The following is a 23,521-nucleotide window of genomic DNA, read 5'->3' on the forward strand; positions in this document are numbered from 1 at the left end:
CGAGCAACTTGTGGTCGGTCGTCGTCAGCATCTTCCACACGAACGAGCCCGGCCGACCTCCACCCGTCGGGACGCCCGGCGGGTGGTCGAGCTCACGCGTCGGGCGCGTGGGCGGTACAAGAGTCTCCGACATATCGCTCCCCTGTCGTTCGTTCATCCGAAACTAGGCCGGAAGCCTCGGAACCGCATTGATCTAGGTCAACTCGGTGTGAGGAAATGCACACGTGGGCGCCCCACAGGGCCACACTGGTGACATGACCGCGCACGGGGACGATTCCGGAGTCACCGGGTCCGCGCTGTTCGCGGGCTCGGTCCTGTTCGCCTCGCTGCCACCCCGGTGCGGGGCCGCCCTGGCCGCCTCGTCGCGGACGAGTACGGCGAGGCCAGGCGCGGTGGTGCAGGTGACCGGGGAACCGGTGGGCCGCCTGGTGGTGATCACGGCCGGGGCCCTCCATGTCGTCAGGGAGGACCGGTCCGGGCACCAGCGTCACGTCCGGGTCCTCGGCCCCGGGAGCCATCTCGGCCTGGTGGAGTTCGCACTGGGCTGCCCTGCCCGTCACACCGTCGTCGCCGCGGAGGCCACCACGCTGACCAGCGTCTCGCACGGCGCGCTCCGGTCAGCGGCCGCCGCGTGCCCGGTGCTCAACGACTCGATCACCCGCGAACTGGCGTGGAAGGTGGTCGAGAGCGAACAGCACCTGGCGTCGATCACCTCGGAGGACGTGCTCACGCGACTGTCCGCCTACCTCGTGTCGTTACCCGGGTCGCCCCGCCAGGACGGGCGGATCCGGGTGCGACTGCCACTGTCCCAGTCCGACCTGGCCACGCATCTGGGGACGACCCCCGAGACGCTGAGCCGTCGACTACACGACCTCATCGCCTCGGGGGCCGTCGAGAGGGTCGCGCGGCGGGAGTTCGACCTCGACCACCGCCGACTCACCGGCGCCTGAGCACCCTCACCAGATGCTGACGCGCTCCTCGGGGGCGAGCCACAGTCCGTCGCCCTCGGTCACGTCGAAGGCGGCGTGGAAATCGTCGAGGTTGCGGACCACCTGGTTGCAGCGGAACTCCGGCGGGGAGTGCGGGTCCACGGCGAGCCGGCGGGCGGCCTCCTCGGCGCGGGTCTTGGTCCGCCACACGATCGCCCACGAGATGATGAGCCGCTGGATGCCGGTCATCCCGTCGATCTCCGGGCCCACCTCGGTGCCCTCGGCGGGTTCGCCGTCGGTGCCCTGCTCGTTCGAACCCTGCTCGTTCGAACCCTGTGCCAGCCGGTAGGCCAGCAGCGCGATGGTGAGACCGCCCAGGTCGCCGATGTTCTCCCCCACCGTGAAGGCCCCGTTGACGTGGTCCTTCGTGGCGTCCAGGCCGTCGGGGGTGAGGCCGTCGTACTGGGCGATCAGCGCCTCCACGCGGGTTCCGAACGCCTCGCGATCGTCGTCGGTCCACCAGTCGACCAGGTTGCCGTCGCCGTCGTACTTCGCTCCCTGGTCGTCGAACCCGTGACCGATCTCGTGCCCGATCACCGCGCCGATCGCCCCGTAGTTGGCGGCGTCGTCGGCGTCGGCGTCGAAGAACGGCGGCTGCAGGATGGCGGCCGGGAAGACGATCTCGTTCATCACCGGGTTGTAGTAGGCGTTGACCGTCTGCGGCGTCATGTGCCACTCACCGCGGTCGACCGGGCCGCCGAGCTTGCCCAGCTCGTAGTGGTGCTCGAACTCGGCGGAGCGGCGCACGTTGCCGAGCAGGTCGTCGGCGCGGACCTCGAGCGCCGAGTAGTCGCGCCACTTCTCGGGGTAGCCGATCTTGGCAACGAACGCCTCGAGCTTGGCCAGCGCCCGCTCGCGGGTGGCCGGGGTCATCCACGGCAGACGGCTGATGGAGTAGCGGTAGGCGTCGGTGAGGTTCTCCACCAGCTCGACCATGCGCGCCTTGTGGCCGGGCGGGAAGTGCCGGGCCACGTACTCCTTGCCGACCTCCTCGCCGAGGGCGGCCTCGACCACACCGACACCACGCTTCCAGCGGGCCTTGTTCTCCTCGGTGCCGGACATGACGGTGCCGTAGAAGCGGAAGTTCTCGTCCACCAGGTCCGAGGTCAGGAACGGCGCGCGCGCGGAGACCGTCCGCCAGCGCAGCCACTGCTTCCAGGTCTCCAGCGGCTCGGAGGCCCACAGGTCGGCCACGGCGGTGAGGAAGTCGGGCTGCATCGCGACGAGCCGGCCGAACGTCTCCTCGGTGCCGCCGAGCTCGCGGGCCCACTCATGCCAGGGGAAGCCGGGGGCCTGCTGCGGCAACTCGTCCCAGGTGACGGGGTTGTAGGTCTTGTCCGCGTCGCGACGGGCCACCACGTCCCAGTGGGCGGCGGCGATGCGGGTCTCCAGCGCGACGATCCGCTCGGCGGTCCGGCGGGCCCCGGTCTCCCCGTCCACGTCGTCGACCAGCCCGGCGAGGTCGAGCATCCGGGCGATGTGGTCGGTGTACTGCTCGCGCATCTCGGCGTACTGGTCCTCACGATAGAAGGACTCGTCCGGCAGCCCGATGCCGTACTGCACCAGGTAGAGGATGTACTCGCTCGAGTTCTTGGCGTCGTTGTTGACGTAGGCGCCGATCAGGCCGCCGACGCCCACCTTCTCCAGGCGCGCCATGGCCAGCGCGAGCGAGTCGGCGTCGGTCGCACCGTCGATCTCGGCCAGATCGGGCGCGAGCGCGGCCACGCCGGCGGCCTCAACGGCGTCGGTGTCCATGAAGGAGGCGTAGAAGGCGCCGATCTGCGAGTCGACCGGGGCGTCGGTGATGATGTCGCGCACCCGCTCCTCGGACAGGTCGCGCAGGGCGAGGAACGCACCGTCGATCGGCCGGTCGGCGGGGATCACGTGCTCACGGATCCAGGTGCCGTTGACGTGCTGGTAGAGGTCGTCCTGGGGCCGGACGTCCAGATCGACGTACTGCAGGTCGAGGCCCGAGGGACGGGGCGTGTCGGTGGTGGGGATCTCGGTCGCTGTCATGTGACCAGGTTACGTAAGTGGTCGCGGGGTGGGCGGTCGGCACGACGTCGGAGGTCGCCACCTCCGTGACGACGACGAGGCGGGCCGACGGGATGCGCCGAACCGGTGAGGCGGGCCGGTGGTCGTGGATGCCGCGCGCGGCTGCCGGACGCGGGTCAGGGCAGGCCGTGGCGGGCGTTGTGATCCTTGGCGCCCTGGTAGGCGTCGACCATCCCCCAGATCCAGAACCCGAACATGATGGGCAGTCCGATGAGGATGACCGAGAGCAGAGCACCCACGAGGTAGCCGGCGAGGATGCCCACACCCCTACCGGCCCGGCCGACCAGCATCGTCCCCAGGCCGGGCACGAGGAGGGACGCCACCAGCATCAGCGCCGGGTCCTTGCGGGCCGCCGGCGGGAACTGACCGTAGGACTGCATCCCGTACCGCTGACCATAGGACTGCATCCCGTACGGCTGCTGCGCCCCGTAGGCGTACTCGGCGCCGTAGAAGGGCTGCGCGCCGTACTGACCCGGGTCGAACTGACCGCCGCCCTGCGGGCTCCCGTACGGCGGGGTTCCGTACTGCGGGCTCCCGTACTGCTGACCGCCGTAGCCGCCGGCCCCGTACTGCTGACCACCGTCGTGACCGGGCCACTGCTCGTTCGCCCGACCGCCGAACGGGTCGTCGGGCCGGTCGGAGGCGTTGCCGTCAGCGGGAGTACTCATGGGTCCACAGTATCGCGGCACCACGACAGGTCGTCCGCGATCAAGACCGCTCACACCGCCACCACAAGCGGCCCCGGCTCCACGTCCTCGCTGGCCTACGCTGCCCGATTGCACACTCATCGAGGGGTTGGGCTGCGTGAATGGACCATCGCGGGCGCGTAGCCGGGAGGTCCTCCCGGGCCGCCCCTTAATTGCGGGCCGTCATCCCGGGCCGCGCCCAGATGTCCGCGCAGTCCACGCACGCGTCCTCCGAGACGATGCCGACCCGCTGGAGTTGCCCGTACATCCAGCAGCCCAGGCAGAAGCCGAGCGCGGCCTCGGCGAGCGCGGCGGCGACCAGCACACCGAGCACGACGCTGCCCGCCACCGCGAACCCGGCGAGGAACAGTCCGAACGCGATCGAGGACATCACCAGGCCGATCGTCTGGGCGAATCGCTTGGGCGCGCCGGCGACCATCTTGGGCTCGTCGCTGACCCGCGGCGCGAGCACGTGAACCGACAGGCGACCGAACGGCGAGTACCGCGGGCCGCCGGCAACCCGGAGCACGAAACCCACCACCAGCGCTCCCGCCAGCCATGTCCGGGCGGGCTCGGGAGCGAGGAGGGTGATCACCGCGAGCGTCACCACGAGGGCGGCGGTGCACCGCGCGGCGTAGTCGTTGACGATCTCGGGGAAGGCGAACGCTTCTCGCAGACTCACAGTTCTCGCTCCTCACACACTTCGATAGACCGATCGGTCTACCTCGCGGACCAGAGTACGCCCGCGCCCCGCGGAATCCCAGATGCCGCTAGTGTCGGCCCATGATCCCCGGTAGAGCAGCGGCAGGCACCGTCGCCGCGGCGGCCGCGTCCCTCGCGCTGGCGGTGTCCGGGTGCGGCCAGGTCAGCGTCGGAGACCAGACCCCCGGGACCGCGGACCCCGCCGTCCAGGCCACGGCCACCTCGACCATCGCGACGGCCACCTCATCCCCGGGGGCGGCAGCCCCCACCGCGACGTCGCCGCCCCCGACGCCCGGGCCGGAGGCCACCCCGGGCTGCGGGACGCTGACCGAACCCGTCCACCGACTCGTCCACGGCGCCGACACCGACCGCGAGGCCGTCTCCGCCGAGGTCCGCCGCCTTTCCGACGGGGTTACCGACAACGCCCTGTCCGCGGTGGCGAGTCGACTGTCGGGCATCGCAGTGCAGCCGACCGTCTCCCCGGCTGCACTCGAGGCCGAGTGGGACCAGTTCCGGCAACTCTGCGACCTCCCCTGATCGCGCCCCCTCTACGCTGACGGCCGTGCCCCCACCGCTGCGTCGCCGCTCGAACTCACCCCGTCCACCCGCCGCCCCCGTCATCCCGAGACGGGAGCAGCTCGAGCCGCCGCGCACCGAACTCGAGACGGACGGCCTGTGGGACGGGGTCCTGGCCGCCGCCGAACACGCGCCCGACCCGGAGGAGGGCGCGGCGCAGATCGGCGGGATGGAGATCCGGGAATCCGCACTCGAGAACCTCCGGTTGAGCGGCGCCCGCGCGGACGGCCTGAGGCTGACCGATGTCGTGATCAGCGGCTGCGACCTGTCGGGACTGGTGGCCGACGGCGCCTCGCTCACCCGCGTGAGGTTCGCGGGCTGCCGACTGACCGGGATCGTGCTGTCCGACGCACGACTGACCGACGTGACATTCGAGGACTGCCACGCGGACATGATCAACCTACGGATGGCCCGACTGCAGCGGGTCCGCCTCGCCTCGACACGGTGCCGGCAGGCCGACCTGCTCGAGGCGCGCATCGCCGATCTGACCACCGAGGGCTCCGACCTGCGTGGGGCCGCGTTCGACCGGGCCACCCTCTCGGCCGTGGACCTGCGCGGCGCCGACCTGGAGGACCTACGCGGGGCGTCGGCATTGCGGGGCGCCCTCATCTCGCCCGACCAAGTGCTGGGCGTGGGCCTGGCGCTGATCGGCGAGGCGGGGATCCGGGTCGACTGACCGGTCACCCACATCCGGCCGCCCGCATCCGACCGCCCGACGTCAGGGCGCAGCGCGTCGAGTCGCTCGAGGAGAGCTCAAATCAGGTGCGAGGCGGACTCGCGCCACTGGTTCACCGCGCGGTTGATGATCGCCTGGAGCTGCAGGATCTGGTCACGATCGGTGAGCGTGATGCCCTCCGCCCCGGTCTGCAGCCGCAACTCCGGAACCCCCCGCCCCGCCCCGTGCTCGTCCAGCATCACGGTCTCGGCGACCGACACCTCCAGAAAGGGGTCGTCGCCCGGGCCATCGACCTCGGTCACGAGGTCTTGGCGGTAACGCGGGGTGGTCAGGTCGATCGCATTGTTCATTGAGGGGCACTCCCGACTGGTCGGTGGGATTGCCTTAATCGTAGGTGAGGAAACCAGGTCATCGAACGCGTGGGGCAGCGTGTTACAGGTTGTGATCAACCCGTGATCTTGGCCACTCTCCGGTCGCTCTCCGGCCACCCTCCGGCGCCTCACCGCGTCCGCTGCCCGGGCCGGAACTGGACAGATGTGAGAAATGTTGCGTGAGTTGCTTGTGTGACTGAAGGGGTTGCAACATACTCAGCCCATGACATCTGCCGGACCGTCGGCCCGACGCGCCCCCCTTCCCCGCCTTCTCGTCGCCGTGGCCTCTGCAGCAGCCCTTTCTCTCGGCCTCCTCGTCGTCGTCATCTCCCCGCGCGCCGACGCCGGCGTCCCCCTGGCGCCCGCCTACCACGGCCTCGCGCAGGGGGTCGACGCCGCGAGCTGGCAGCATCCGCACGGTGCCGGCGTCGACTGGCACGCGGCCGCCGCGTCCGGGCAGTCCTTCGCGTTCATCAAGGCCACCGAGGGCACCGGACCCGCCAACCGCTACTACGAGGCCGACGTGGCCGACGCCCGCGCCGCCGGCATGCTCGTCGGCAGCTACCACATGGCGCGCCCCGCCATGGACCCCGCGCAGCAGGCCCACGCGTTCGCCGACCGACTGCAGTCCGTCGGCGGCCCGCAGCTCCCGCCGGTGCTCGATCTGGAGAAGGACGAGGGCCTCGACCCCGCCGAGCTGGCCGACTGGACGCAGGTCTTCCTCGACACTCTCGCCCACCGGACCGGCCGCGCGCCGATCCTCTACACCTACCGCTACTTCTGGATCGATCGGATGGCCAACACCCACCGCTTCGCCGAGTTCCCGCTGTGGCTCGCCGAGTACGGGGTCTCCGAGCCCACCCTGCCCGTGATCGGCGGCTGGAACGAGTGGCTGTTCTGGCAGCGCTCCGAGACCGGTGAGGTGCCCGGCTTCACCGACGCCGTGGATCTCAACGTCTTCGCCGGAACCCGCGACGACCTCCACGCCTGGCTCGGCCACGTCGAGCCCGCACCCGCACCCGCACCCGCGCCAGCCCCCGCACCCGAATCCACACCGGAGCCCGCACCGGCGCCGCCTCCCCCGCCCGCCCCAGAGCTCGTGTCGGACCGCGAGATCGTCGAGGCGCCCGCCGGGATCCCGCCGGAGGCACCCGTCCCGGTCGAGCCGTTCACGATCCCCGTACCGCGCGACCTGCCGGCCCCGGACGGGGTGCGCCTGCCGGAGACCATCGAGATCCCCCGCGAGGTCGTGGCCCAGCTGCCGCCCGGAATGCGCTGACCCGGAATGCGCTGACCGCGGGGGACGTCAGCGCGGTGCGGGTTCGCGTCGCCGCACCACGGCGGCGCGGATCGCACGCCATCCGATGAGGAGGACGGCGGTGACGACGCCCGCCACCACCATGAAGCTCCAGTGCGGCACACGCCCGTCACCGAGACCGCGGATCACCATGCCCACCACCAGCGTGGCCAGCCACAGCAGTACGCCCGACCCGACGGCGGCGGGCGGGCGGCGGGTCGTCAGCAGGATCAGCCACCCCACTGCCAGCCCGATGAGGAACGGCCACGCCGTACCCCAGACCTGGGCCACGCCGAGCCCCTCGGAGTGCGCGCCCCGGCCGAACGTGGAGAACACCACCACCAACACCGCATCGAGCACGATCATCACCGGCACGGCCACACGACTCACCGTCTCTTCCCCTCCCGTCGCTCGCTCGCGCTGACCGAGCAGGACGCATCGCCGGCCTCGTCGTCCATGACCCCGTCCTCACGCACGCGCAGTAGCGGGATGGGACCCGAGTCGTGGTGCACGTGGGGCCGCCACGGTGTGCCCTTGAGCGGCCACATCGCCGAAATCCCGGCCGGCGGGGCCGCCGCGACGGTCTGCCGCGACGCGGCGGTATACGCCGCCGCGGGGGACGGAGAGGGGGACGACGAGGTGTTCTCCCCCGGGTCGTCGGCGTCGTCCGGGTCGGCGTCGGGGTCGAGGTCCACGGCACCCCGGTAGAAGAGGAAGAAGACCACCCATCCGGCCAGGGCGACCAGCACGAAGCTGACGATGCGGTAGACGAACACCGTCGCGAACGCCTGATGCGCACCGAGCCCGCCCGCGGTCAGGGTCGTGATGAGCGCGAACTCCACGGTCCCCAGCCCGCCGGGCGTGATGGGCGCGCTGGCCACGATCTTGCCGGTCACGTAAGCGATGCACAGGCCGCCGATGCTGTGCTGGGCACCGACCGCGTTGGCCGCCGCCCACAGGCAGCCGATGTCGGCGACCCAGTTGAGGAGGGAGAACGCGAAGGCCTTGGACAACTGCGTCTTGGTCAGTTCGACGGCCTCGGCCTGCTCGACGACCTTGCGCACCGCGGCGGCACCGTGGTCGGCGGGTTTGCGACGCCGCGCGTTGATCCACTCGAGGAGGGCCAGGAGCGCCCCCTCGATCCTGTCGGGGTTCCGGGCGGCCCACTGGACCACCACCACGATCCCCACCAGGCCCATGGCAGAAAGCGCCAGCAGGAACGGGTTGGACACCGTCCCCACCAGGAAGAAGCCGAGCAGCGCCAGCAGGACGATGCCGACGGTCGACAGCACGCCGGAGATGACGAGCTGCCACGAGGCGACGACGCGGGTGGCTCCCCACTGCCGGGTCTTGCGGTAGGTCAGGGTGGTGCCGAAGACCTGCCCGCCGGGGATGCTCGTGGAGAACGCGTTGGCGGAGAACACCAGGCCGACGCTGCCCCAGTAGCCCACCCTGACACCGGCGGACTGCAGGAGCAGTTTCTGCACCGAGCCGTAGCTCGACATCGACAGGTAGGAGAACACCAGCGCGGCCGCGACCCAACCCCAGTGCGGGCGGGTGACGGCCTCGAATCCCTCGGCGAAGAACGGCATCTGGCCACGGAGCCAGTAGAGGATGAAGGCCAGGACAGTCAGGGTCGCGATGGCCTTGAACCACGGATTGCCCAGGACCACCCGGATGCGACGCCGCGCCTCGGCGCCCCGCGTGCCCATCATCGATCCACCATATCCAAAGGATCCGACCCGGCCCAGGACCCACGCCGCAGGGCCCTGGCGAGCGTCACGCGTCGCGCCCCTGCTGACGTTCCCGCATCAGACGGGCGATCAGGTCGGAGGCGGGGATCTTCCCGTCCTCGGTGATGTCGGGTTCCTCGTCGTACTCGGGGTCACGGACCGGCTCGAACTCCGCCTCCGGCTCGAGCTCTGACTCGGACTGCCACTCCGGCTCCGGCTCGGTTTCCGGCTCGAGCTCCGCCTCCGGCTCGAACTCCGGCTCCGGCTCGGCCCCGGGCTCGCGGTCGAGCACACCCACGCCCGTGGTGGGTGCGGCGACCCCCGGCTGTCCGGCGCCCGCGGAATCCGCGGAGACCCCGGAGTCCGCGGCGGGGACCGGCTCGGCCGCGCCGGTGGTGGCGGGTCGGCCGGTGAGCAGCTCGGGCTCGTCGTCGATCTCCGCCTCGCCGAGGCCGATCCGTTCCTGGACGCGCTTCATCCACCCGGGCGCCCACCAGTTGTCGGTGCCGAGCATCTGCATGACCGCCGGCACGAGCAGCATGCGGATCACGGTGGCGTCGATGATGAGCGCGGCGATCATGCCGAACGCGATGTACTTCATCATCACGATCTCGGAGAACGCGAACGCGCCGGTCACCACGATGAGGATGAGCGCGGCCGAGGTGATGATCCGGCCGGTGTTCGCCACTCCGCTGCGGATGGCCTCCGTCGTCCGAGCGCCCCGCGAGCGTGCTTCGACCATCCGCGAGACCAGGAACACCTCGTAGTCCGTGGACAGCCCGTAGATGATCGCCATGAGCAGCACCACGACCGGCGAGGTGAGCGGGCCGGCGGTGAATCCGAGCAACCCGGACAGGTGCCCGTCGACGAAGATCCAGGTGAGGATGCCGAGGGTGGCACCGAGGCCGAGCAGGTTCATGATCGCGGCCTTGATCGGCAGCACCAGCGACCCGAACGCGAGGAACATGAGGAGCGTGGTGGCGAGCAGGACGTACAGCACGAACCACGGCAGACCGTCGACCAGGGCCTCGACCGAATCGCGCTCCATGGCGGGGTTGCCGCCGACGTACACCTCGGTGTCGGCGGGGATCGGGAACGACTGCAGATATTCGACGGTGTCGGCGGCGTCGTTCCGGTCGACCACGCCGGTCTGCAACACCACCACGTCGCGGCCCTGCGCGTCCTGCTCGCCCGAACGGGCGAACTGGAACGGACCGGTCAGACCCGGCGCCTCGTTGGCCGCCGAGCGGATCTGCGACAGGGTGCCGCCGTCGGAGCCGATCACCACGAGCTTGACCGGGTCGGTCCGGGTGCCGGGGAAGTTCTCGTCGTACTGCTCCTGCGCGACGCGCGTGGTGTTGTCCGGCGGGAGGTAGGTCTCGTTGATGCCACCGAACTTCACGCCGGAGAACGGGATGATGAGCGCGACCAGCACCACGACGACGGGGATGGCCACGGCCACCGGACGCTTCATGGAGAAGTCGGCGATGCGACCGAACAGGCCGTTCTCCACCTGCTCGCGCGAGCGGTGACGCTGCAGCCGCTTGATGCCCAGCATGTCGATGCGGTGACCGAGCAGCATCAGCACGGCCGGCAGGAGCGTCACCGACAGTGCGGCGGCGAGGATGACGGCGGCGATCGCGCCGTAGGCGACGGACTTGAGGAACGCCTGCGGGAAGATGAGCAGCCCGGACAGGGTCACGCCCACCATGACCGCGGAGAACACCACGGTCCGTCCGGCGGTGGCGACCGCCCGGCGCACCGCCGCGTCCGGTGGGTAGCCCTCGGCCATCTCCTCCCGGAACCGGCTCACCACGAACAGGCCGTAGTCGATCGCCAGGCCGAGGCCGATCAGCGTCACCACGTTCTGGGCGAAGGAGTTCACCGGGGTCACCAGCGACAACAGATGCAGCGCCCCGAGCGAACCGAGGATCGTGAGCACGCCCACCGCGACCGGCATGAACGCGGCCACGACACCGCCGAACACCACGATCAGCAGCAGGAACACCAGCGGCAGCGCGATGAGCTCGGCGCGGACCAGGTCGGCGTCCATCCCGTCCTGCAGCGCACCGGCGACCGCCTGCACACCCGCGACGTCGGTCTGGATTCCGTCGATGGCGATCTCGTCCTCGATCACCCGGAAGTTCTCGAGGATCTCCTCGTCCTCGCCGGCGATCTGGATGGAGGCCACGACGATGCCCTCGTCCCTGTTGACCAGGGCCGGGGACTGGTTGAACACGAAGCTGGTGACGCCGGTGACCTCGTCGGGGTGCTCGGTGCGGATCGACTCGAGTGAGGCGCGGATCGGGTCCTGGAAGGCGGGATCGTCGACCGAGGTGCCCTCGGGTGCGTGGTACGACACCACGACGTCGCCGAGCGCGTCGCGTCCGTACGCCTCCTGCTCGAGCTGTTCGGCGGTCGCCCACCCGCTGTCGGGGTCCTCGAACCCGCCCTGACCGAACGGGTTGCCGAACGCGGTTCCGGCGAGGCTGATGAAGGCCATGACCAGGACCGAGCACACCAGGACCAGCACGCGGCGATGGGCGACGAACCGCCCGAGTGAGTTGAACACCGGGGAACTCCTAGCGCGAGGTGAGCAGGGCCGTGAGCGGCCGCAGCGGCTGCAGCCAGGCACCCTCGTCGGGCAGGTTCTCGAGGCTGACCCGGGGCAGCGGCTCGCGGAACACACCGGGGATGTCCTCGAGGTCGAGGAACGTGATGGTGTCGTGCTGGACGGCCCAGGTGGCGTGCTCGCGGAACCCGATCACGGTGACCGGGATGTCGTGGGCGAGGTCCTCCAGCGGTTCGCGGAACGCCTGCCCGTCGGCCGAGGCCACCACCACACCCGCGAGGCGGCCGGAGGCGGCGCGCAGGTCGATGTGCTGCAGCATGTCGTCGTCGACGTCGGAGTCGTCGCTGGTCTTCGGCTTGGCGAACACGGCGAAGCCGACGTTGCGCAGAGCCTCGACCCACGGGCGGACGTTGTCCGAGGTGCCCTGGACGATGTTGGTGAAGACCGTCGCCTCGGCTTCGAGGGTGTCCTCGGTCTGCAGGGACAGGTCGGCGGTGTACCCGAGCAGCCACCGGCCGAGCGCGTCGAAGCGCGGCCGGTAGATCGCGGTGGGGCGGCCGCCCAGGATGGACCCCAGCCCCATGTCGACGTTGGGCGCGTCCCACACCAGGAGCACCACTCCCGGGGCGTCGGGCGTGACCACGTCCGTCGTGTCGTGGTTGCGCATCTCGTCAGGTGGGGTCATCGCGTCCGCCTCGGTCGTCGTCGTTCGGGGGCTGTGGAGAAGGGCGTCAGTTCGTACGACGCCAGAGGAATTCGTTGATCACTCGCTCCTCCTGCAGCCCCTTGCCCTCGAACTTCGTCACGGGTCTGTCAAGACTGAACGGTACGTGCCCGAGGTCGGTCGCGGGGTCCAGCCGTCTCAGCGCGGGCTCGGCGTCGCCGGTCTCGCCGATCCACTCGGCGTAGTCGGCGTGGTCGGTGGCCACGTGCAACACGCCGCCGGGCGCCAGGCGTGAGGCGATGAGCTCGAAGGTGCCGGACTGCAGCAGCCGCCGCTTGTGGTGGCGGGCCTTGGGCCAGGGGTCGGGGAAGAACACGCGGACGCCGGTCAGGCTCGCCGGCGCGATCATGTTGGTGAGCACGTCCACGCCGTCGCCGCGGATCATGCGCACGTTCTCGAGCCCCTCGCGCAGGACCATGCCCAGCAGCTGGGCCAGTCCGGGCTGGTAGACCTCCACGGCGATCACGTCGACGTCCGGCTCGGCGGCGGCCATCGCGGCGGTCGAGGTCCCGGTCCCGGACCCGATCTCCACGATCAACGGTGCGCGGCGCCCGAACATCTGCTCCGGGTCCACGGTCTCGTCGGAGACGTTGCGCCCGTAGGTGGACCAGTGTTCCTCCCAGTTGCGCTGCTGGCCCGGCCGCAGGGTTCCGCGGCGGAACCGGTAGGCCGTCACCCGGGGGAACAGACGGGCGCTGTCGTCAGGAGTGGCACCGTCGTCGGGAGTGGCACCGTCGTCGGGAGTGACACCGTCGTCCGGGGTCCCGTCAGCCGCCGGGGCGGGGTTCTCGCTCTGGTTCACCCGGCCATCATCCCGTAATCCGTGGTCGGGTTACGAATCCGACCGACGTCCCCGCCCGTGCCGAAGGGCCGCTCGCCGCGCCGCGCGGGTGACCCTGCCTGGGGGAAGGTCTTGCCGCGGGCAGGTCCCCACGTCACGATTATCGCGTGCCGACCGTGACCCACGACACCGAGCCCCAGGCCCCGGTGCGACCCGAGAGCCCGGATCCCGCCGCGCGCGTCCGACGCCTGCTCTCCTCCGCCCGGGAACGCTCCGGACGGTCGGTCGACCCCGCCGTCGGCCCTGTCGTGTACGACCCTGGTGCGTACGGCCCGGTGGAGGAGGCCCTCGCGCGTTTCGACGCGCCCGTCGACATCCGGATCCGCGGCGGCCTGGGGTCGGGGCGCCGCACCCTGGCCGCGGCGCTGCGGGCGCGGCGCGGGTGGCGGGCGCAGGTCGACGACCTCGACGTGCTCGCCGCTCCCGGCGCGTCGGCCACGACGGCGCCCGATGTGGAGATCGTGTGCCTGCGCACCGCCCCCTGCCGCCACGAGGAGGCGTGGGTGCGGCGCCCGCGCCGGCACGCCCTGTTGGTGGTGGCCACGGGTGTCGGTGGCGGGGGCGCCGACGGTGGCACCGACGGCGGCGATACCGACGACGACGACAAGGTCCTGCCGCGGTGGGCCCGTGGGCTGCCCGCCGTGGATGCGCGCGAGCCGGGGCACCGGTCAGTTGACGGCGTCGTGTCCTTCCTCGAGCGCGCCCTGGACGCCCTGGCGACGGTCCGGGTGGCCCGTCTCGAGGCGGAACTGGAACGCCTCGCGGTCCACGACGAGGTGGGCGACCTCGCGGAGGCCGCCCTCTGCGTCCTCGCGGGATCGGGCCCGTCGTGACCGCCGCACCCGCACCGCTCCGTGACTCTCCGCCCCGTGACTCTCCGCCCCGCGACTCCCCACCCCGTGACCTGACGATCGCGGTCCTGGGCGCACGGGACTCCGCCGCGCCCGCCGTCGCCGAGGCGCTGACCTCGGCCGCGGGCCCGGCCGTCGATGGCGGAGCCCGGATCCGTGTGCTCGTCGACGCGGCACCCGAGAACCGGCCGGACGCCGCTGTCCTCGTCGTCGACGCCGTCTGTCCGGTGCGCCCCGACGACGTCGAGGTCGCGCGCGGCGTCGCCTCCCGACTGCCGCTGGCGGTCGCCCTGGCCGGGCGCGCCGACCAGTGCACGGCCGAGGGCCTGTCGGAGACGGTCGACGTCACCACCCGGCGACTGGCCGAGGCGGGCGTGACCGCGCCGGTCCACGTGGTCGCCGACAGTCGCCCCGGGGCCCCGGGCGCCCTGCTCGCCGCCGTCGTCGCCCTCGTCTCCAGCGGCCGCCGTCCGCCCACCGCGCGCCCCGTCCCCGGCGGAGCGCCGCCACCGGATCCGGCCGTCGCGACCGTCGACTGGCTCCTCGCGCGTCGCACCGAGGCCATCACCACCCGTTCCCAGGCACTGCGGCAGGACGTCCAGGCCCTGCGCATGCAGGTCGTCCAGGATCTCCACCGGTCGGTGCGCGACCTCGGCGGGCGCGCGCGCGAAGAACTCGCCGCGGTCCCCCGCGCCCGTGTCGACGCGCTGGTCCACCAGCTCGCCGCCGACGCCGACACCGCGGTGGCCGCCACCGTCGCCCGCGCGGACCGCCGCGCCGACGCCCTCGTCGCCCGCCATCTCGGCGCCGCCGCGCCGGCGGGTCCCCGCATCCCCCCGCCCACCAGCGGGATCGCCCCGGGTCGACCGCCGCGCAACACGGGCGAGGAACTGCTCGTCATGGTCATGGGTGCCGCCGGCGGGACCGGGGTGGGGCGCATGCTGCTGTCCCCGCTCGCCGAGATCCCCGGCATCGCGGCGGTGGTCATCCCGCTCGCCCTCCTGTGCGGTCTGGTGCTGGGGTGGATCACCGTCACCGTTCGCCGCACGCAGGCGCTGCGCACCCACACCGTCGCGGCCGTGGCCGACAGGCTCGCGGCGCTGCGGGCCGACGCCGAGCAGTCACTCGGCTCGAGGATCCTCGCCGCGGAGGCCACCATCACCGACGGCTTCGCCCACGATCCCGGCCCCCGGGTCGCCGACCTCGAACGCCGCATCCGAGCCACCCGCGCGGGACAGACCGCCCCGCCGGCCCCCACGACAGGGAGTCACTCATGACCGATCCGCTGTTCGGTGCGGACTCCTTCGATCACCACCCGGCGCCCGACGTGTGCGGCCTCCAGGACGCCCCGCTGGCCGAACCCTCGTCGCTGGGACTGCACGTGCCCGTGGGCGAGGACGTCCTCGACCTCGGCTCCCCCGAGGCGGACCTCGACGGGGACGGCTTCATGGAGGCGGTCACCCTCGGCGACGACCGGGGGCTCACCGTGTACACCGACGCCGACGGCGACGGCACCGTCGACCACGTCTCGACCGTGCGGTTCGACGGCAGTTACGACTCGTGGCGACTGGCGAACCCCACGGAGGGCGTGCCCTTCGGGGGATTCACGAACGAGGCTCGCGGGGACACGACCGGCGATTTCCCGTCGCCCGCCCGGTGGGAACGCATCGATTACGGCCACATCTGACCAGCGACCTGAGGAATGCCTCATGTCCGGGTGTGCAAAGGGGGCTGCGACTGAGCAGTCGACAACGCTTGACGATACTCTGTGACTAACACCATGCACCACGCGCGAGGAGCTGTGATGACCACCACCACCATTCCCGGCCTCGAGGGGCAGGCACCAACCGATCATGCGGAGATGCTCGCGTGGATCGCCGAGGTCGCCGAGCTCACCCAGCCGGACCGGGTCGTCTTCGCCGACGGCTCCGACGCTGAGTGGGATCGCCTCACGACCGAGATGGTGGAGGCCGGGACCTTCGTCAAGCTCAACGAGGAGAAGAAGCCGAACTCCTTCCTGGCCCAGTCGGACCCGAAGGACGTCGCCCGCGTCGAGTCGCGGACCTTCATCTGCTCCGCGACCGAAGAGGGCGCCGGCCCCACCAACAACTGGCGCGACCCGGCCGAGATGCGCGAGCACATGACCGGACTGTTCCGCGGCAGCATGCGCGGCCGCACGATGTACGTCGTGCCGTACTGCATGGGCCCGCTGGAGGCGGAGGACCCCAAGCTCGGCATCGAGCTGACCGACTCGGCGTACGTGGTGGTCTCGATGAAGATCATGACCCGCATGGGTTCGGCGGCCCTGGCCAAGATCGGCACGGACGGCGAGTACGTCAAGGGCCTGCACTCCGTGGGTGCCCCGCTCGCCGAGGGCGAGCAGGACGTGCCCTGGCCGTGCAACGAGGAGAAGTACATCACTCACTTCCCCGAGACCCGCGAGATCTGGTCCTTCGGGTCCGGCTACGGCGGAAACGCCCTGCTGGGCAAGAAGTGCTTCGCGCTGCGCATCGCCTCCGCCATGGCCCGCGACGAGGGCTGGATGGCCGAGCACATGCTCATCCTCAAGCTCATCTCCCCCGCCGACGAGGTCCACTTCATCGCCGCGGCCTTCCCGTCCGCCTGCGGCAAGACCAACCTCGCGATGCTCCAGCCCACCATCGAGGGCTGGCGCGCGGAGGTCGTGGGTGACGACATCGCGTGGATGCGCTTCGGCGCCGACGGTCGGCTGTACGCCGTCAACCCGGAGTACGGCTTCTTCGGAGTGGCCCCCGGCACCAACTACTCGTCCAACCCCAACGCGATGAAGACGCTGGAGCCGGGCAACGCCATCTACACGAACGTGGCGCTGACCGACGACGGTGACGTGTGGTGGGAGGACCTCGAGGGCACCCCAGACCACCTCATCGACTGGCTGGGCAACGACTGGACCCCGGAGGGCGACGGCAAGGCCGGCAACGCCGCGCACCCCAACTCGCGCTACTGCGTTCCGATCAACCAGTGCCCGGTCACCGCTCCCGAGTTCAACTCTCCCGAGGGCGTGCCGATCTCGGCCATCCTCTTCGGTGGTCGCCGCGCCGACACGGTCCCGCTGGTCAGCGAGGCCTACTCGTGGAACCACGGCGTGTACATCGGTGCGACCCTGTCCTCCGGTCAGACCGCTGCCGCGGAGGGGCAGGTCGGCGCGGTGCGTCGCGACCCCATGGCCATGCTGCCGTTCGTGGGCTACAACGTCGGCGAGTACTTCCAGCACTGGGTCGACATGGGCGCCCGGGGCGGCGACAAGATGCCCAAGATCTTCCTCGTCAACTGGTTCCGCAAGGGCGCCGACGGCCGCTTCGTGTGGCCCGGCTTCGGCGAGAACAGCCGCGTGCTCAAGTGGGTCGTGGACCGCATCGAGGGTCGCGTGGAGGGCGACGAGACCGCCGCCGGCATCACCGCCCGCGCCGCGGACATCGACATGACCGGCCTGGACACCCCGATCGAGGACGTCGAGGCCGCCCTGGCCGTCGACCCCGAGGAGTGGCGCCGCGAGCTGCCGCTCATCACCGAGTGGCTCGAGTTCTGCGGACCCAAGGTCCCTGCCGAGGTCCATGAGCAGTTCGCCGCCCTCAAGGAGCGGCTCGGCTGACACCTGCACCTGCACGGAAAGGCCCACGCGGACGGGCCACACCATTCCCCGGTGTGGCCCGTCCGCCTCTACAGTCTGGGCGAAGCCCTGTACTACTGCCCTTGTTGATGTCACAGTTACTGGCTGTGCGGGCAACAGCGTTCCCGCCCGGAAGGAGGGGCATGAGAGGCAGCGTGATCGGCCTCATCGCGCTTCCCATCGTGGCGAGCGGCGTCGCAGCAGCCGCCGTGGCCGGTTTCGGGCTCCCCGCCCCGACGTCCGTTCCTGCCGGGCCGACCGCCACCGCCGGGATCACCGGCGAGTCGACGGACGCGTCCCCGGCCGTCGACGAGGAGTACGCGGGCACCGCCATCGAGGGGATCAAGCCGTTCCTCACGGTGATCGACGGCAGGTCGGCCCTGCCCGTACCGGAGCCGATCCCGTCGTTCCTCTCGCTGTTGACGGTGCCCTCCGTGCCGCTGGCACCGCTTCCCCCGCAGGTCGACGGCCGGGCTGCTCCCGCGGACACCATCGGTCCGCGCGCCGGGCAGGGCCCGGACCGGGTCCGGGACGACCTCGTGCCCCGCGACCCCACGACGCGCCCCGGTACCGGCTCCGGGACGGACGACCAGCCGGTGACCTTCGAACCCCACTCCGAGGGCGGGGCCGATCGAGGCGACACGCCTGACGACCGCGGACCGGGCGGCCGTCCCGCCGTACCGGCGCCCGATGCCGGTCGGCCTCCCGTGTCCGTTCCCGGACCGCCCGCAGTAGGTGGCCCGCTGCCCGGGCCCCCGCCCCATGCCGGAGAGACCGGCCGACCGGCCCATGCCGACGAGACCGGGCCTCCCCCACACGCGGGTCGGTCGCCCGCCGGCGGCGCTCCGGTGCTCGGCCGACCTCCCGTGGGGGACCGTGCCGCGAGCGGGCCGGTGACGACCTCGCCGGGGGCGGGCGCGACAGTGGACAGGCCGACAGAGGCGAGCCCGACAGTGTCCAGCCCGAGAGCGTCCGGCGACGACCACCCGATGCCGAGGTGAACGCCTCGATACGGCCGGCAGCCCCGATCCGTTGGTGGCACTCCGCCCGGCTCCGCATCACCCTCGGCATCACGCTGATCACCGCCGCCGTGTTCGCGGCGATGATGGTGTTCACGTTCCAGCTCCTGAACCTCAGCACCGAACGGGTGATGGACTCGCGGCTCAACCGGGAGGCCGCGGACTTCACGACCTTCATGACGGCGGGGATCCTGCCGTCGTTCGAGTCGGAGAACCCCACCGTCGAGCAGTTGATCCGGGCGTACCTCGCCCAGCAGTACCCGTCCTCGGAGCTGCTCCTGGTCGGGACGGCCACCGAGTCGGGCACCCAGTTCACGCTCTCCCGATACGGGCCCGACGAGGACCAGCTCTTCCCGCCGGCGATGCGGTCACAGATCCAACGGATCGGCCTGGTCTCCACCGAGAGTTCGGGGATCCTCGACGGCTCGGTGCGGTGGCGCAAGACCACGGTCGAGAGCCCCGCCGGGCTGGCCAACATCGTCGTCGCCGTCAACGACCGGGGCACTCACCAGGAGACACAGCGCGTCGTCTTCTACATGCGCTGGGCCAGCGCCGGAGGCATGGTCGTCAGCGCGGTGCTCGCGTGGTGGATCGCCGGGCGGATGCTCGTGCCGGTGCGCCGTATCCGCGAGGCCGCCGAGACCATCTCCGCCGCCGACCTGTCGAGGCGGGTCCCCTCCGACGGGCCCGACGAGATCGTCTCACTCGCCGACACGGTCAACGCCATGCTCGAACGAGTCGAGGAGGCCTACCGGACCCAGCGGGAGTTCCTCGACGATGCCGGGCACGAGTTGCGAACGCCCCTGACCGTCGTGCAGGGCAACCTCGACCTCATGCCCGACGACCCCGACGGGCGCGCCGAGGCCACCCGCCTCATGCAGGACGAGCTGTCGCGGATGACCCGCATCGTGGAGGACCTGCTCACCCTCGCCAGGGCCGACCGTCCCGACTTCCTCCGGACCGTCCCGACCGACGTCGCCGAACTCGTGCTGGACGTCGAGGCGAAGATCGACGTGATCGCCGACCGCGACTGGCGGGTGCTCCCCTACGCCGAGGGCGTGGCCCGACTCGACCAGCACCGCATCACGCAGGCCCTCATGCAGTTCTGCTCCAATGCCGTCCGCTTCACCGGACCCGGCGACACCATCGAGATCGGGTGCCGCATCATCGAGCCGGGGGATCCCACCGTGCCCGACGGGTTCGCGGCGGGGCCCGTCACCCCGTCGCCCAAGCGGGAGGACTACCGCCGCCGGCTCCTGTGGTGGGTCCGCGACAGCGGACCGGGGATCCCGCCCGGGGAAGAAGAGAGCATCTTCCAGCGTTTCCACACCGCTCGCGGCCAACTGCGCGACGGCCGGGGCGGCACCGGACTCGGCCTGGCCATCGTCTCCACCATCGCCAAGGCACACGGGGGACGTGCGTTCGCGTTCAACGCCATGGGCGGGGGCGCGGTGTTCTGCATCGTCGTCCCCCTCATCGCGCCGCCACCGGAGAAGCGCCCCCGCGACGACGAGGACGCCGGCGCCGGCCCGGTCGTGTCGGGGGACAGCGGTACGCGCTGATCCCGCCCACGTACCGGACGAACCCGCGGACACGGGACCGGGCAGCGTCCAACTGATGTCTTCCCGTGGGATACTCCGGGTTCGAGAAGGAGGGTTGCATGACGAATGTTCTCGTCGTGGAGGATGACGATCTCATCCGATCGGTGTTGGTGAAGGCACTCGGCGGCGCGGAGTACACCGCACTCGAGGCCGTGGACGGGGAGAGCGCCCAGGCGATCCTGTCGACGATCTCCGACATCGACCTGATGTTGCTCGATATCGGCCTGCCGGACACCGACGGGCTGACCCTCCTCCGCGAGGCCCGCGACCGCGGGTTCGCCGCACCCGTCATCATCCTCACGGCCCGCGACAGTGTGGCGAACACCGTCGAGGGGCTGGAGTCCGGCGCGAACGACTACATGGTCAAGCCCTTCCGCGTGCCCGAGTTGCTCGCCCGCATCCGTCTGCGGCTGCGCGAGCACGAGGCCACCGAGGACCCGGGCATCCTCGAGCACGCGGGCATGCGCCTGGACATCCGCACCCGCCGGGTCGAGGTGGACGGCCGGATCCAGGAGCTGACCAACCGCGAGTACTCGCTGCTCGAGATGCTGCTGCGCAACAAGGGCGAGACCATCAGTCGCGAGCAGCTGCTCGAGAGCGTGTGGGGCATGGACTTCGACCCGGGCTCCAACATCGTCAACGTCTACATCCGTTCCCTGCGTCGCAAGATCGGCGAGAACAAGGTGCAGACCGTCCGCGGCGTCGGTTACCGCGTGGAGTGACACCCGGCCGGTCGGCGCCGCGCCGACGCGTCCGATGTGTGAAGACCCCCGGCCGAGGCCGGGGGTCTTCACACATCTGTCGAGGCCTCAGCCCTCGCCGGGCTCCCAACCGAACGGCATGAGCACACTCTGCAGCTCGCAGAAGGCCTCGAGCCCCTCGGGGCCGTTCTCGCGACCCAGGCCCGAGTTCTTGAACCCGCCGAAGGGCGCGCTCGGGTCGAAGGCGTACCAGTTGATGCCCATCGTGCCGGTGCGCACCCGCTGGGCCACGGCCAGCGCGGCATCCGGGTCGGCGGAGTACACGGCCCCGGCGAGGCCGTACTCGGAGTCGTTGGCGATCTGCACGGCCTCGTCGACCGTGTCGTAGGCGATGACCTGCAGGACCGGCCCGAAGATCTCCTCCTGGGCGATGGTCATGGAGTTGTCGACGTCCCGGAAGACGGTCGGCTGCACGTAGGCGCCCTCGGCGACGCCCTCGGGCAGTCCCTCGACCTTGCCGCCCCCGTAGGCGATGGTCGCGCCCTCCTCGACACCCTTGCGGATGTAGCCCTCGACGGACGCCTTCTGCTTGTGGTTGGCCAGCGGGCCGAAGGCGGTGCCGTCGTCGGCCGGGTCACCCACGGGCATGGCCTTGACGTTCTCCACCAGCGCCTCGACGACCTCGTCGTACCTCGACCGCGGCGCGAGGATGCGGTTCTGGGACACACACGCCTGCCCGGAGTTCATCAGGGCGGAGAAGACCATGGTGCCGGCGTTCGCGGCGATGTCGGCGTCCTCGAGCACGATGGCGGCGCTCTTGCCCCCCAGCTCCAGCGAGCAGCGCTTGAGGCTCTGCGCGGCGATCCCGGCGATGTGCTTGCCGACCCCGGTGGAGCCGGTGAACGAGATCTTGTCGACGTCCGCGTGCGAGACCAGGTGGTCGCCCACGGAGCTGGGGCCGGTCACCACGGACAGCACGCCCTCGGGCAGGCCGGCCTCGCGGAACAGGTCGGCCAGCCACAGCGCGGACAGCGGCGTGGCCGACGACGGCTTGAGGATCACCGAACTGCCGGACAGCAGTGCGGGAGCCAGCTTGGCGGTGTTGAGGTAGAGCGGGACGTTCCACGCGGTGATGGCGGCGACGACGCCGACGGGGTGGCGGGTGATGACCGACGCGCCGAAGTCCCCGTGCCGCACCTCGGACCACGGGAAGGTCTCGGCCAGGCGGGCGTAGTACCGCAGCACACCCAGGGTCGGCGTCACCTGGATCATCGCGGCGGTGCCGGGCGGAGTGCCCATCTCGTCGGAGAGGATCTGGCACACCTCGGCCTGGCGCTCCTCGAGCATGTCGGCCACGCGGGCCAGCAGGGCGCCGCGCTCGGCGGGCGGGGCGGAGCGCCACACGCCGGACTCGAACGAGTCGCGCGCCTGGCTGATCATCTCGTCCAGGTCCTCGGTGGTGGTCTCGGCGACCCGACCCACGACCGCGTTGGTGGCGGGCGAGGTCACCTCGAGGACGCCGGTGGTGATGGGATCGGTCCAGCGGGTGCCGGAGAAGAGCTTGTCATGGACGACGACCACGGGGACCTCCGAGAGGTAGAAAACAAGAACGTGTTCCACCTCACTGTAGCGAGTCCACGGCGCCCCGTGGGGCAGCTACCCGGCCCGCATCACCAGCACCAGGTTGGACACCAGGGCCTCCCTGACCAGCGGCACCCGCACCAGCCACCACGCCCACCGCGGGTGGTAGCGCGGGAACGCCGCGACCAGTTCGGCCGATCCGGTCTGGCGTGCCCAGTCGAGCCCCTCGGCGCAGCCCACCTCGAACAGGGACTCGCCGTAGACGTTCTTGGGCGGCCGGCCGTGGCGACGCTCGTACATCCGCCGCGCCCGCTCGCCACCGAGGTAGTGGGTGGGTCCCATCTCGTGGCCGCCGAAGGGTCCGTACCAGAGCGTGTAGGAGACGACGACGAGGCCGCCCGGTCGCGTGACCCGGCACATCTCCTCGGCCATCGTCCAGGGCTCGGGGACGTGTTCGGCCACATTGGAGGAGATGCACACGTCGACGCAGTCCGATCGGATCGGCAGCGACATCCCGCTGCCGCGGATCGAGCCCGCCTGGTCCAGGCCCGCCGCCGACATCTCCCCCACGTCCGGTTCGACGGAAACGTACCGCGCCCCCTCGGCGGCGTAGGCGTCGGAGAAGTAACCCGGCCCGCCGCCGACGTCCAGCACCGTCAGCCCCGGGAGGCGGCCGGTGTCGGACCCGGGGCCCCGCCCGGCCGGCCGGTCACCGGCGCGCTCCCACAGGTCCGCCACCAGTTCGACGGTGTCGCGGGCCAGACCGGAGTAGAAGACGTCCGGGTCGGACTGCTCGAGCGGGAACGAACGCAGCAATCCGAGCGACCGACCGAGGGTGGCGCGGCGGGCCACCGAGCGCAGGGCGGGCGAGCGGTGGACGGGATCGGTGATCACGGC

22 protein-coding genes are annotated in these 23,521 nt (G+C 71.1%); 11 read left to right on the top strand and 11 right to left on the bottom strand.

The window, feature by feature from the left end:
* Window positions 1-254: 254 nt before the first annotated feature.
* A complete protein-coding gene (locus NR111_RS07315; protein WP_067715997.1) occupies window positions 255-950 on the top strand; it encodes a Crp/Fnr family transcriptional regulator in 696 nt (231 codons plus the stop codon).
* Between the two features lie 6 nt (window positions 951-956).
* Here NR111_RS07315 and NR111_RS07320 read toward each other — a convergent pair whose 3' ends face one another.
* The 3 genes from NR111_RS07320 to NR111_RS07330 form a co-directional block, all read right to left on the bottom strand.
* The gene (locus tag NR111_RS07320) at window positions 957-3,005 is read right to left on the bottom strand and encodes a M13 family metallopeptidase (protein ID WP_256820433.1); all 2,049 of its coding nucleotides are present in this window, start codon (window positions 3,003-3,005) and stop codon (window positions 957-959) included.
* 155 nt (window positions 3,006-3,160) lie between these two features.
* Entirely contained in the window at window positions 3,161-3,712 is a 552-nt protein-coding gene (locus tag NR111_RS07325) for a hypothetical protein (RefSeq protein WP_069390026.1), read from the bottom strand.
* A 187-nt stretch (window positions 3,713-3,899) separates the two neighbouring features.
* Window positions 3,900-4,412, bottom strand: a complete 513-nt coding sequence (locus NR111_RS07330; RefSeq protein ID WP_096906655.1) for a DUF4395 domain-containing protein — start codon at window positions 4,410-4,412, stop codon at window positions 3,900-3,902.
* 101 nt (window positions 4,413-4,513) lie between these two features.
* On the opposite strand from NR111_RS07330, the gene NR111_RS07335 reads away from it, so the two are divergent.
* A complete protein-coding gene (locus NR111_RS07335; RefSeq protein ID WP_143337737.1) occupies window positions 4,514-4,969 on the top strand; it encodes a hypothetical protein in 456 nt (151 codons plus the stop codon).
* 25 nt (window positions 4,970-4,994) lie between these two features.
* The gene (locus NR111_RS07340; protein ID WP_096906654.1) at window positions 4,995-5,684 is read left to right on the top strand and encodes a pentapeptide repeat-containing protein; all 690 of its coding nucleotides are present in this window, start codon (window positions 4,995-4,997) and stop codon (window positions 5,682-5,684) included.
* 77 nt (window positions 5,685-5,761) lie between these two features.
* Here NR111_RS07340 and NR111_RS07345 read toward each other — a convergent pair whose 3' ends face one another.
* A complete protein-coding gene (locus tag NR111_RS07345) occupies window positions 5,762-6,034 on the bottom strand; it encodes a hypothetical protein (RefSeq protein ID WP_067715983.1) in 273 nt (90 codons plus the stop codon).
* 244 nt (window positions 6,035-6,278) lie between these two features.
* On the opposite strand from NR111_RS07345, the gene NR111_RS07350 reads away from it, so the two are divergent.
* The gene (locus NR111_RS07350; protein ID WP_256820434.1) at window positions 6,279-7,334 is read left to right on the top strand and encodes a glycoside hydrolase family 25 protein; all 1,056 of its coding nucleotides are present in this window, start codon (window positions 6,279-6,281) and stop codon (window positions 7,332-7,334) included.
* Between the two features lie 27 nt (window positions 7,335-7,361).
* Here NR111_RS07350 and NR111_RS07355 read toward each other — a convergent pair whose 3' ends face one another.
* The 5 genes from NR111_RS07355 to trmB form a co-directional block, all read right to left on the bottom strand.
* Window positions 7,362-7,742, bottom strand: a complete 381-nt coding sequence (locus NR111_RS07355) for a DUF3054 domain-containing protein (RefSeq protein ID WP_227022187.1) — start codon at window positions 7,740-7,742, stop codon at window positions 7,362-7,364.
* Window positions 7,739-9,067, bottom strand: a complete 1,329-nt coding sequence (locus NR111_RS07360; protein WP_256820435.1) for a YbhN family protein — start codon at window positions 9,065-9,067, stop codon at window positions 7,739-7,741. Before NR111_RS07360 ends, NR111_RS07355 begins: the two co-directional genes overlap by 4 nt.
* Before the next feature lie 64 nt (window positions 9,068-9,131).
* Window positions 9,132-11,657, bottom strand: coding sequence for an MMPL family transporter (locus tag NR111_RS07365; protein ID WP_256820436.1), 2,526 nt, complete (start codon window positions 11,655-11,657; stop codon window positions 9,132-9,134).
* 10 nt (window positions 11,658-11,667) lie between these two features.
* Window positions 11,668-12,342, bottom strand: coding sequence for an NYN domain-containing protein (locus NR111_RS07370; protein ID WP_156523571.1), 675 nt, complete (start codon window positions 12,340-12,342; stop codon window positions 11,668-11,670).
* A gap of 46 nt (window positions 12,343-12,388) precedes the next feature.
* A complete protein-coding gene (gene trmB, locus NR111_RS07375) occupies window positions 12,389-13,183 on the bottom strand; it encodes a tRNA (guanosine(46)-N7)-methyltransferase TrmB (protein WP_256820437.1) in 795 nt (264 codons plus the stop codon).
* Window positions 13,184-13,329: 146 nt separating this feature from the next.
* Between trmB and NR111_RS07380 the strand changes: the two genes are divergently transcribed.
* The 7 genes from NR111_RS07380 to NR111_RS07410 all read left to right on the top strand — a co-directional run bounded on the left by NR111_RS07380 (window position 13,330) and on the right by NR111_RS07410 (window position 21,064).
* Entirely contained in the window at window positions 13,330-14,055 is a 726-nt protein-coding gene (locus NR111_RS07380) for a hypothetical protein (protein ID WP_256820438.1), read from the top strand.
* Window positions 14,052-15,350 (top strand): hypothetical protein, encoded by a 1,299-nt coding sequence (locus NR111_RS07385; RefSeq protein ID WP_256820439.1) that lies wholly within the window; start codon window positions 14,052-14,054, stop codon window positions 15,348-15,350. Before NR111_RS07380 ends, NR111_RS07385 begins: the two co-directional genes overlap by 4 nt.
* On the top strand, window positions 15,347-15,760 hold the full coding sequence (locus tag NR111_RS07390; protein ID WP_256820440.1) for a DUF6802 family protein: 414 nt from the start codon (window positions 15,347-15,349) through the stop codon (window positions 15,758-15,760). The genes NR111_RS07385 and NR111_RS07390 overlap by 4 nt, the downstream gene beginning before the upstream one ends.
* 117 nt (window positions 15,761-15,877) lie before the next feature.
* Window positions 15,878-17,704 (top strand): phosphoenolpyruvate carboxykinase (GTP), encoded by a 1,827-nt coding sequence (locus NR111_RS07395; RefSeq protein ID WP_256820441.1) that lies wholly within the window; start codon window positions 15,878-15,880, stop codon window positions 17,702-17,704.
* A gap of 161 nt (window positions 17,705-17,865) precedes the next feature.
* The gene (locus NR111_RS07400) at window positions 17,866-18,723 is read left to right on the top strand and encodes a hypothetical protein (RefSeq protein WP_256820442.1); all 858 of its coding nucleotides are present in this window, start codon (window positions 17,866-17,868) and stop codon (window positions 18,721-18,723) included.
* The gene (locus tag NR111_RS18685; RefSeq protein ID WP_256820443.1) at window positions 18,720-20,303 is read left to right on the top strand and encodes an ATP-binding protein; all 1,584 of its coding nucleotides are present in this window, start codon (window positions 18,720-18,722) and stop codon (window positions 20,301-20,303) included. Before NR111_RS07400 ends, NR111_RS18685 begins: the two co-directional genes overlap by 4 nt.
* Window positions 20,304-20,401: 98 nt before the next feature.
* A complete protein-coding gene (locus NR111_RS07410) occupies window positions 20,402-21,064 on the top strand; it encodes a response regulator transcription factor (RefSeq protein WP_067715955.1) in 663 nt (220 codons plus the stop codon).
* Window positions 21,065-21,151: 87 nt separating this feature from the next.
* Here NR111_RS07410 and NR111_RS07415 read toward each other — a convergent pair whose 3' ends face one another.
* On the bottom strand, window positions 21,152-22,663 hold the full coding sequence (locus NR111_RS07415) for an aldehyde dehydrogenase (RefSeq protein ID WP_256820444.1): 1,512 nt from the start codon (window positions 22,661-22,663) through the stop codon (window positions 21,152-21,154).
* Between the two features lie 36 nt (window positions 22,664-22,699).
* Complete coding sequence (locus NR111_RS07420) at window positions 22,700-23,518, bottom strand: class I SAM-dependent methyltransferase (RefSeq protein WP_256820445.1); 819 nt, start codon at window positions 23,516-23,518, stop codon at window positions 22,700-22,702.
* Window positions 23,519-23,521 lie beyond the last annotated feature (3 nt).

The organism is Dietzia sp. Die43 (assembly GCF_024519835.1).
GTDB classification, from domain to species: Bacteria; Actinomycetota; Actinomycetes; order Mycobacteriales; family Mycobacteriaceae; genus Dietzia; species Dietzia kunjamensis.

Excerpts from the sequence above, each read along its gene's own strand:
- NR111_RS07315 (WP_067715997.1), top strand. The coding sequence starts at position 255 with ATGACCGCGCACGGGGACGATTCCGGAGTCACCGGGTCCGCGCTGTTC.
- NR111_RS07320 (WP_256820433.1), bottom strand. The coding sequence starts at position 3,005 with ATGACAGCGACCGAGATCCCCACCACCGACACGCCCCGTCCCTCGGGC.
- NR111_RS07325 (WP_069390026.1), bottom strand. The coding sequence starts at position 3,712 with ATGAGTACTCCCGCTGACGGCAACGCCTCCGACCGGCCCGACGACCCG.
- NR111_RS07335 (WP_143337737.1), top strand. The coding sequence starts at position 4,514 with ATGATCCCCGGTAGAGCAGCGGCAGGCACCGTCGCCGCGGCGGCCGCG.
- NR111_RS07345 (WP_067715983.1), bottom strand. The coding sequence starts at position 6,034 with ATGAACAATGCGATCGACCTGACCACCCCGCGTTACCGCCAAGACCTC.
- NR111_RS07350 (WP_256820434.1), top strand. The coding sequence starts at position 6,279 with ATGACATCTGCCGGACCGTCGGCCCGACGCGCCCCCCTTCCCCGCCTT.
- NR111_RS07360 (WP_256820435.1), bottom strand. The coding sequence starts at position 9,067 with ATGATGGGCACGCGGGGCGCCGAGGCGCGGCGTCGCATCCGGGTGGTC.
- NR111_RS07370 (WP_156523571.1), bottom strand. The coding sequence starts at position 12,342 with ATGACCCCACCTGACGAGATGCGCAACCACGACACGACGGACGTGGTC.
- NR111_RS07390 (WP_256820440.1), top strand. The coding sequence starts at position 15,347 with ATGACCGATCCGCTGTTCGGTGCGGACTCCTTCGATCACCACCCGGCG.
- NR111_RS07395 (WP_256820441.1), top strand. The coding sequence starts at position 15,878 with ATGACCACCACCACCATTCCCGGCCTCGAGGGGCAGGCACCAACCGAT.
- NR111_RS07400 (WP_256820442.1), top strand. The coding sequence starts at position 17,866 with ATGAGAGGCAGCGTGATCGGCCTCATCGCGCTTCCCATCGTGGCGAGC.
- NR111_RS07410 (WP_067715955.1), top strand. The coding sequence starts at position 20,402 with ATGACGAATGTTCTCGTCGTGGAGGATGACGATCTCATCCGATCGGTG.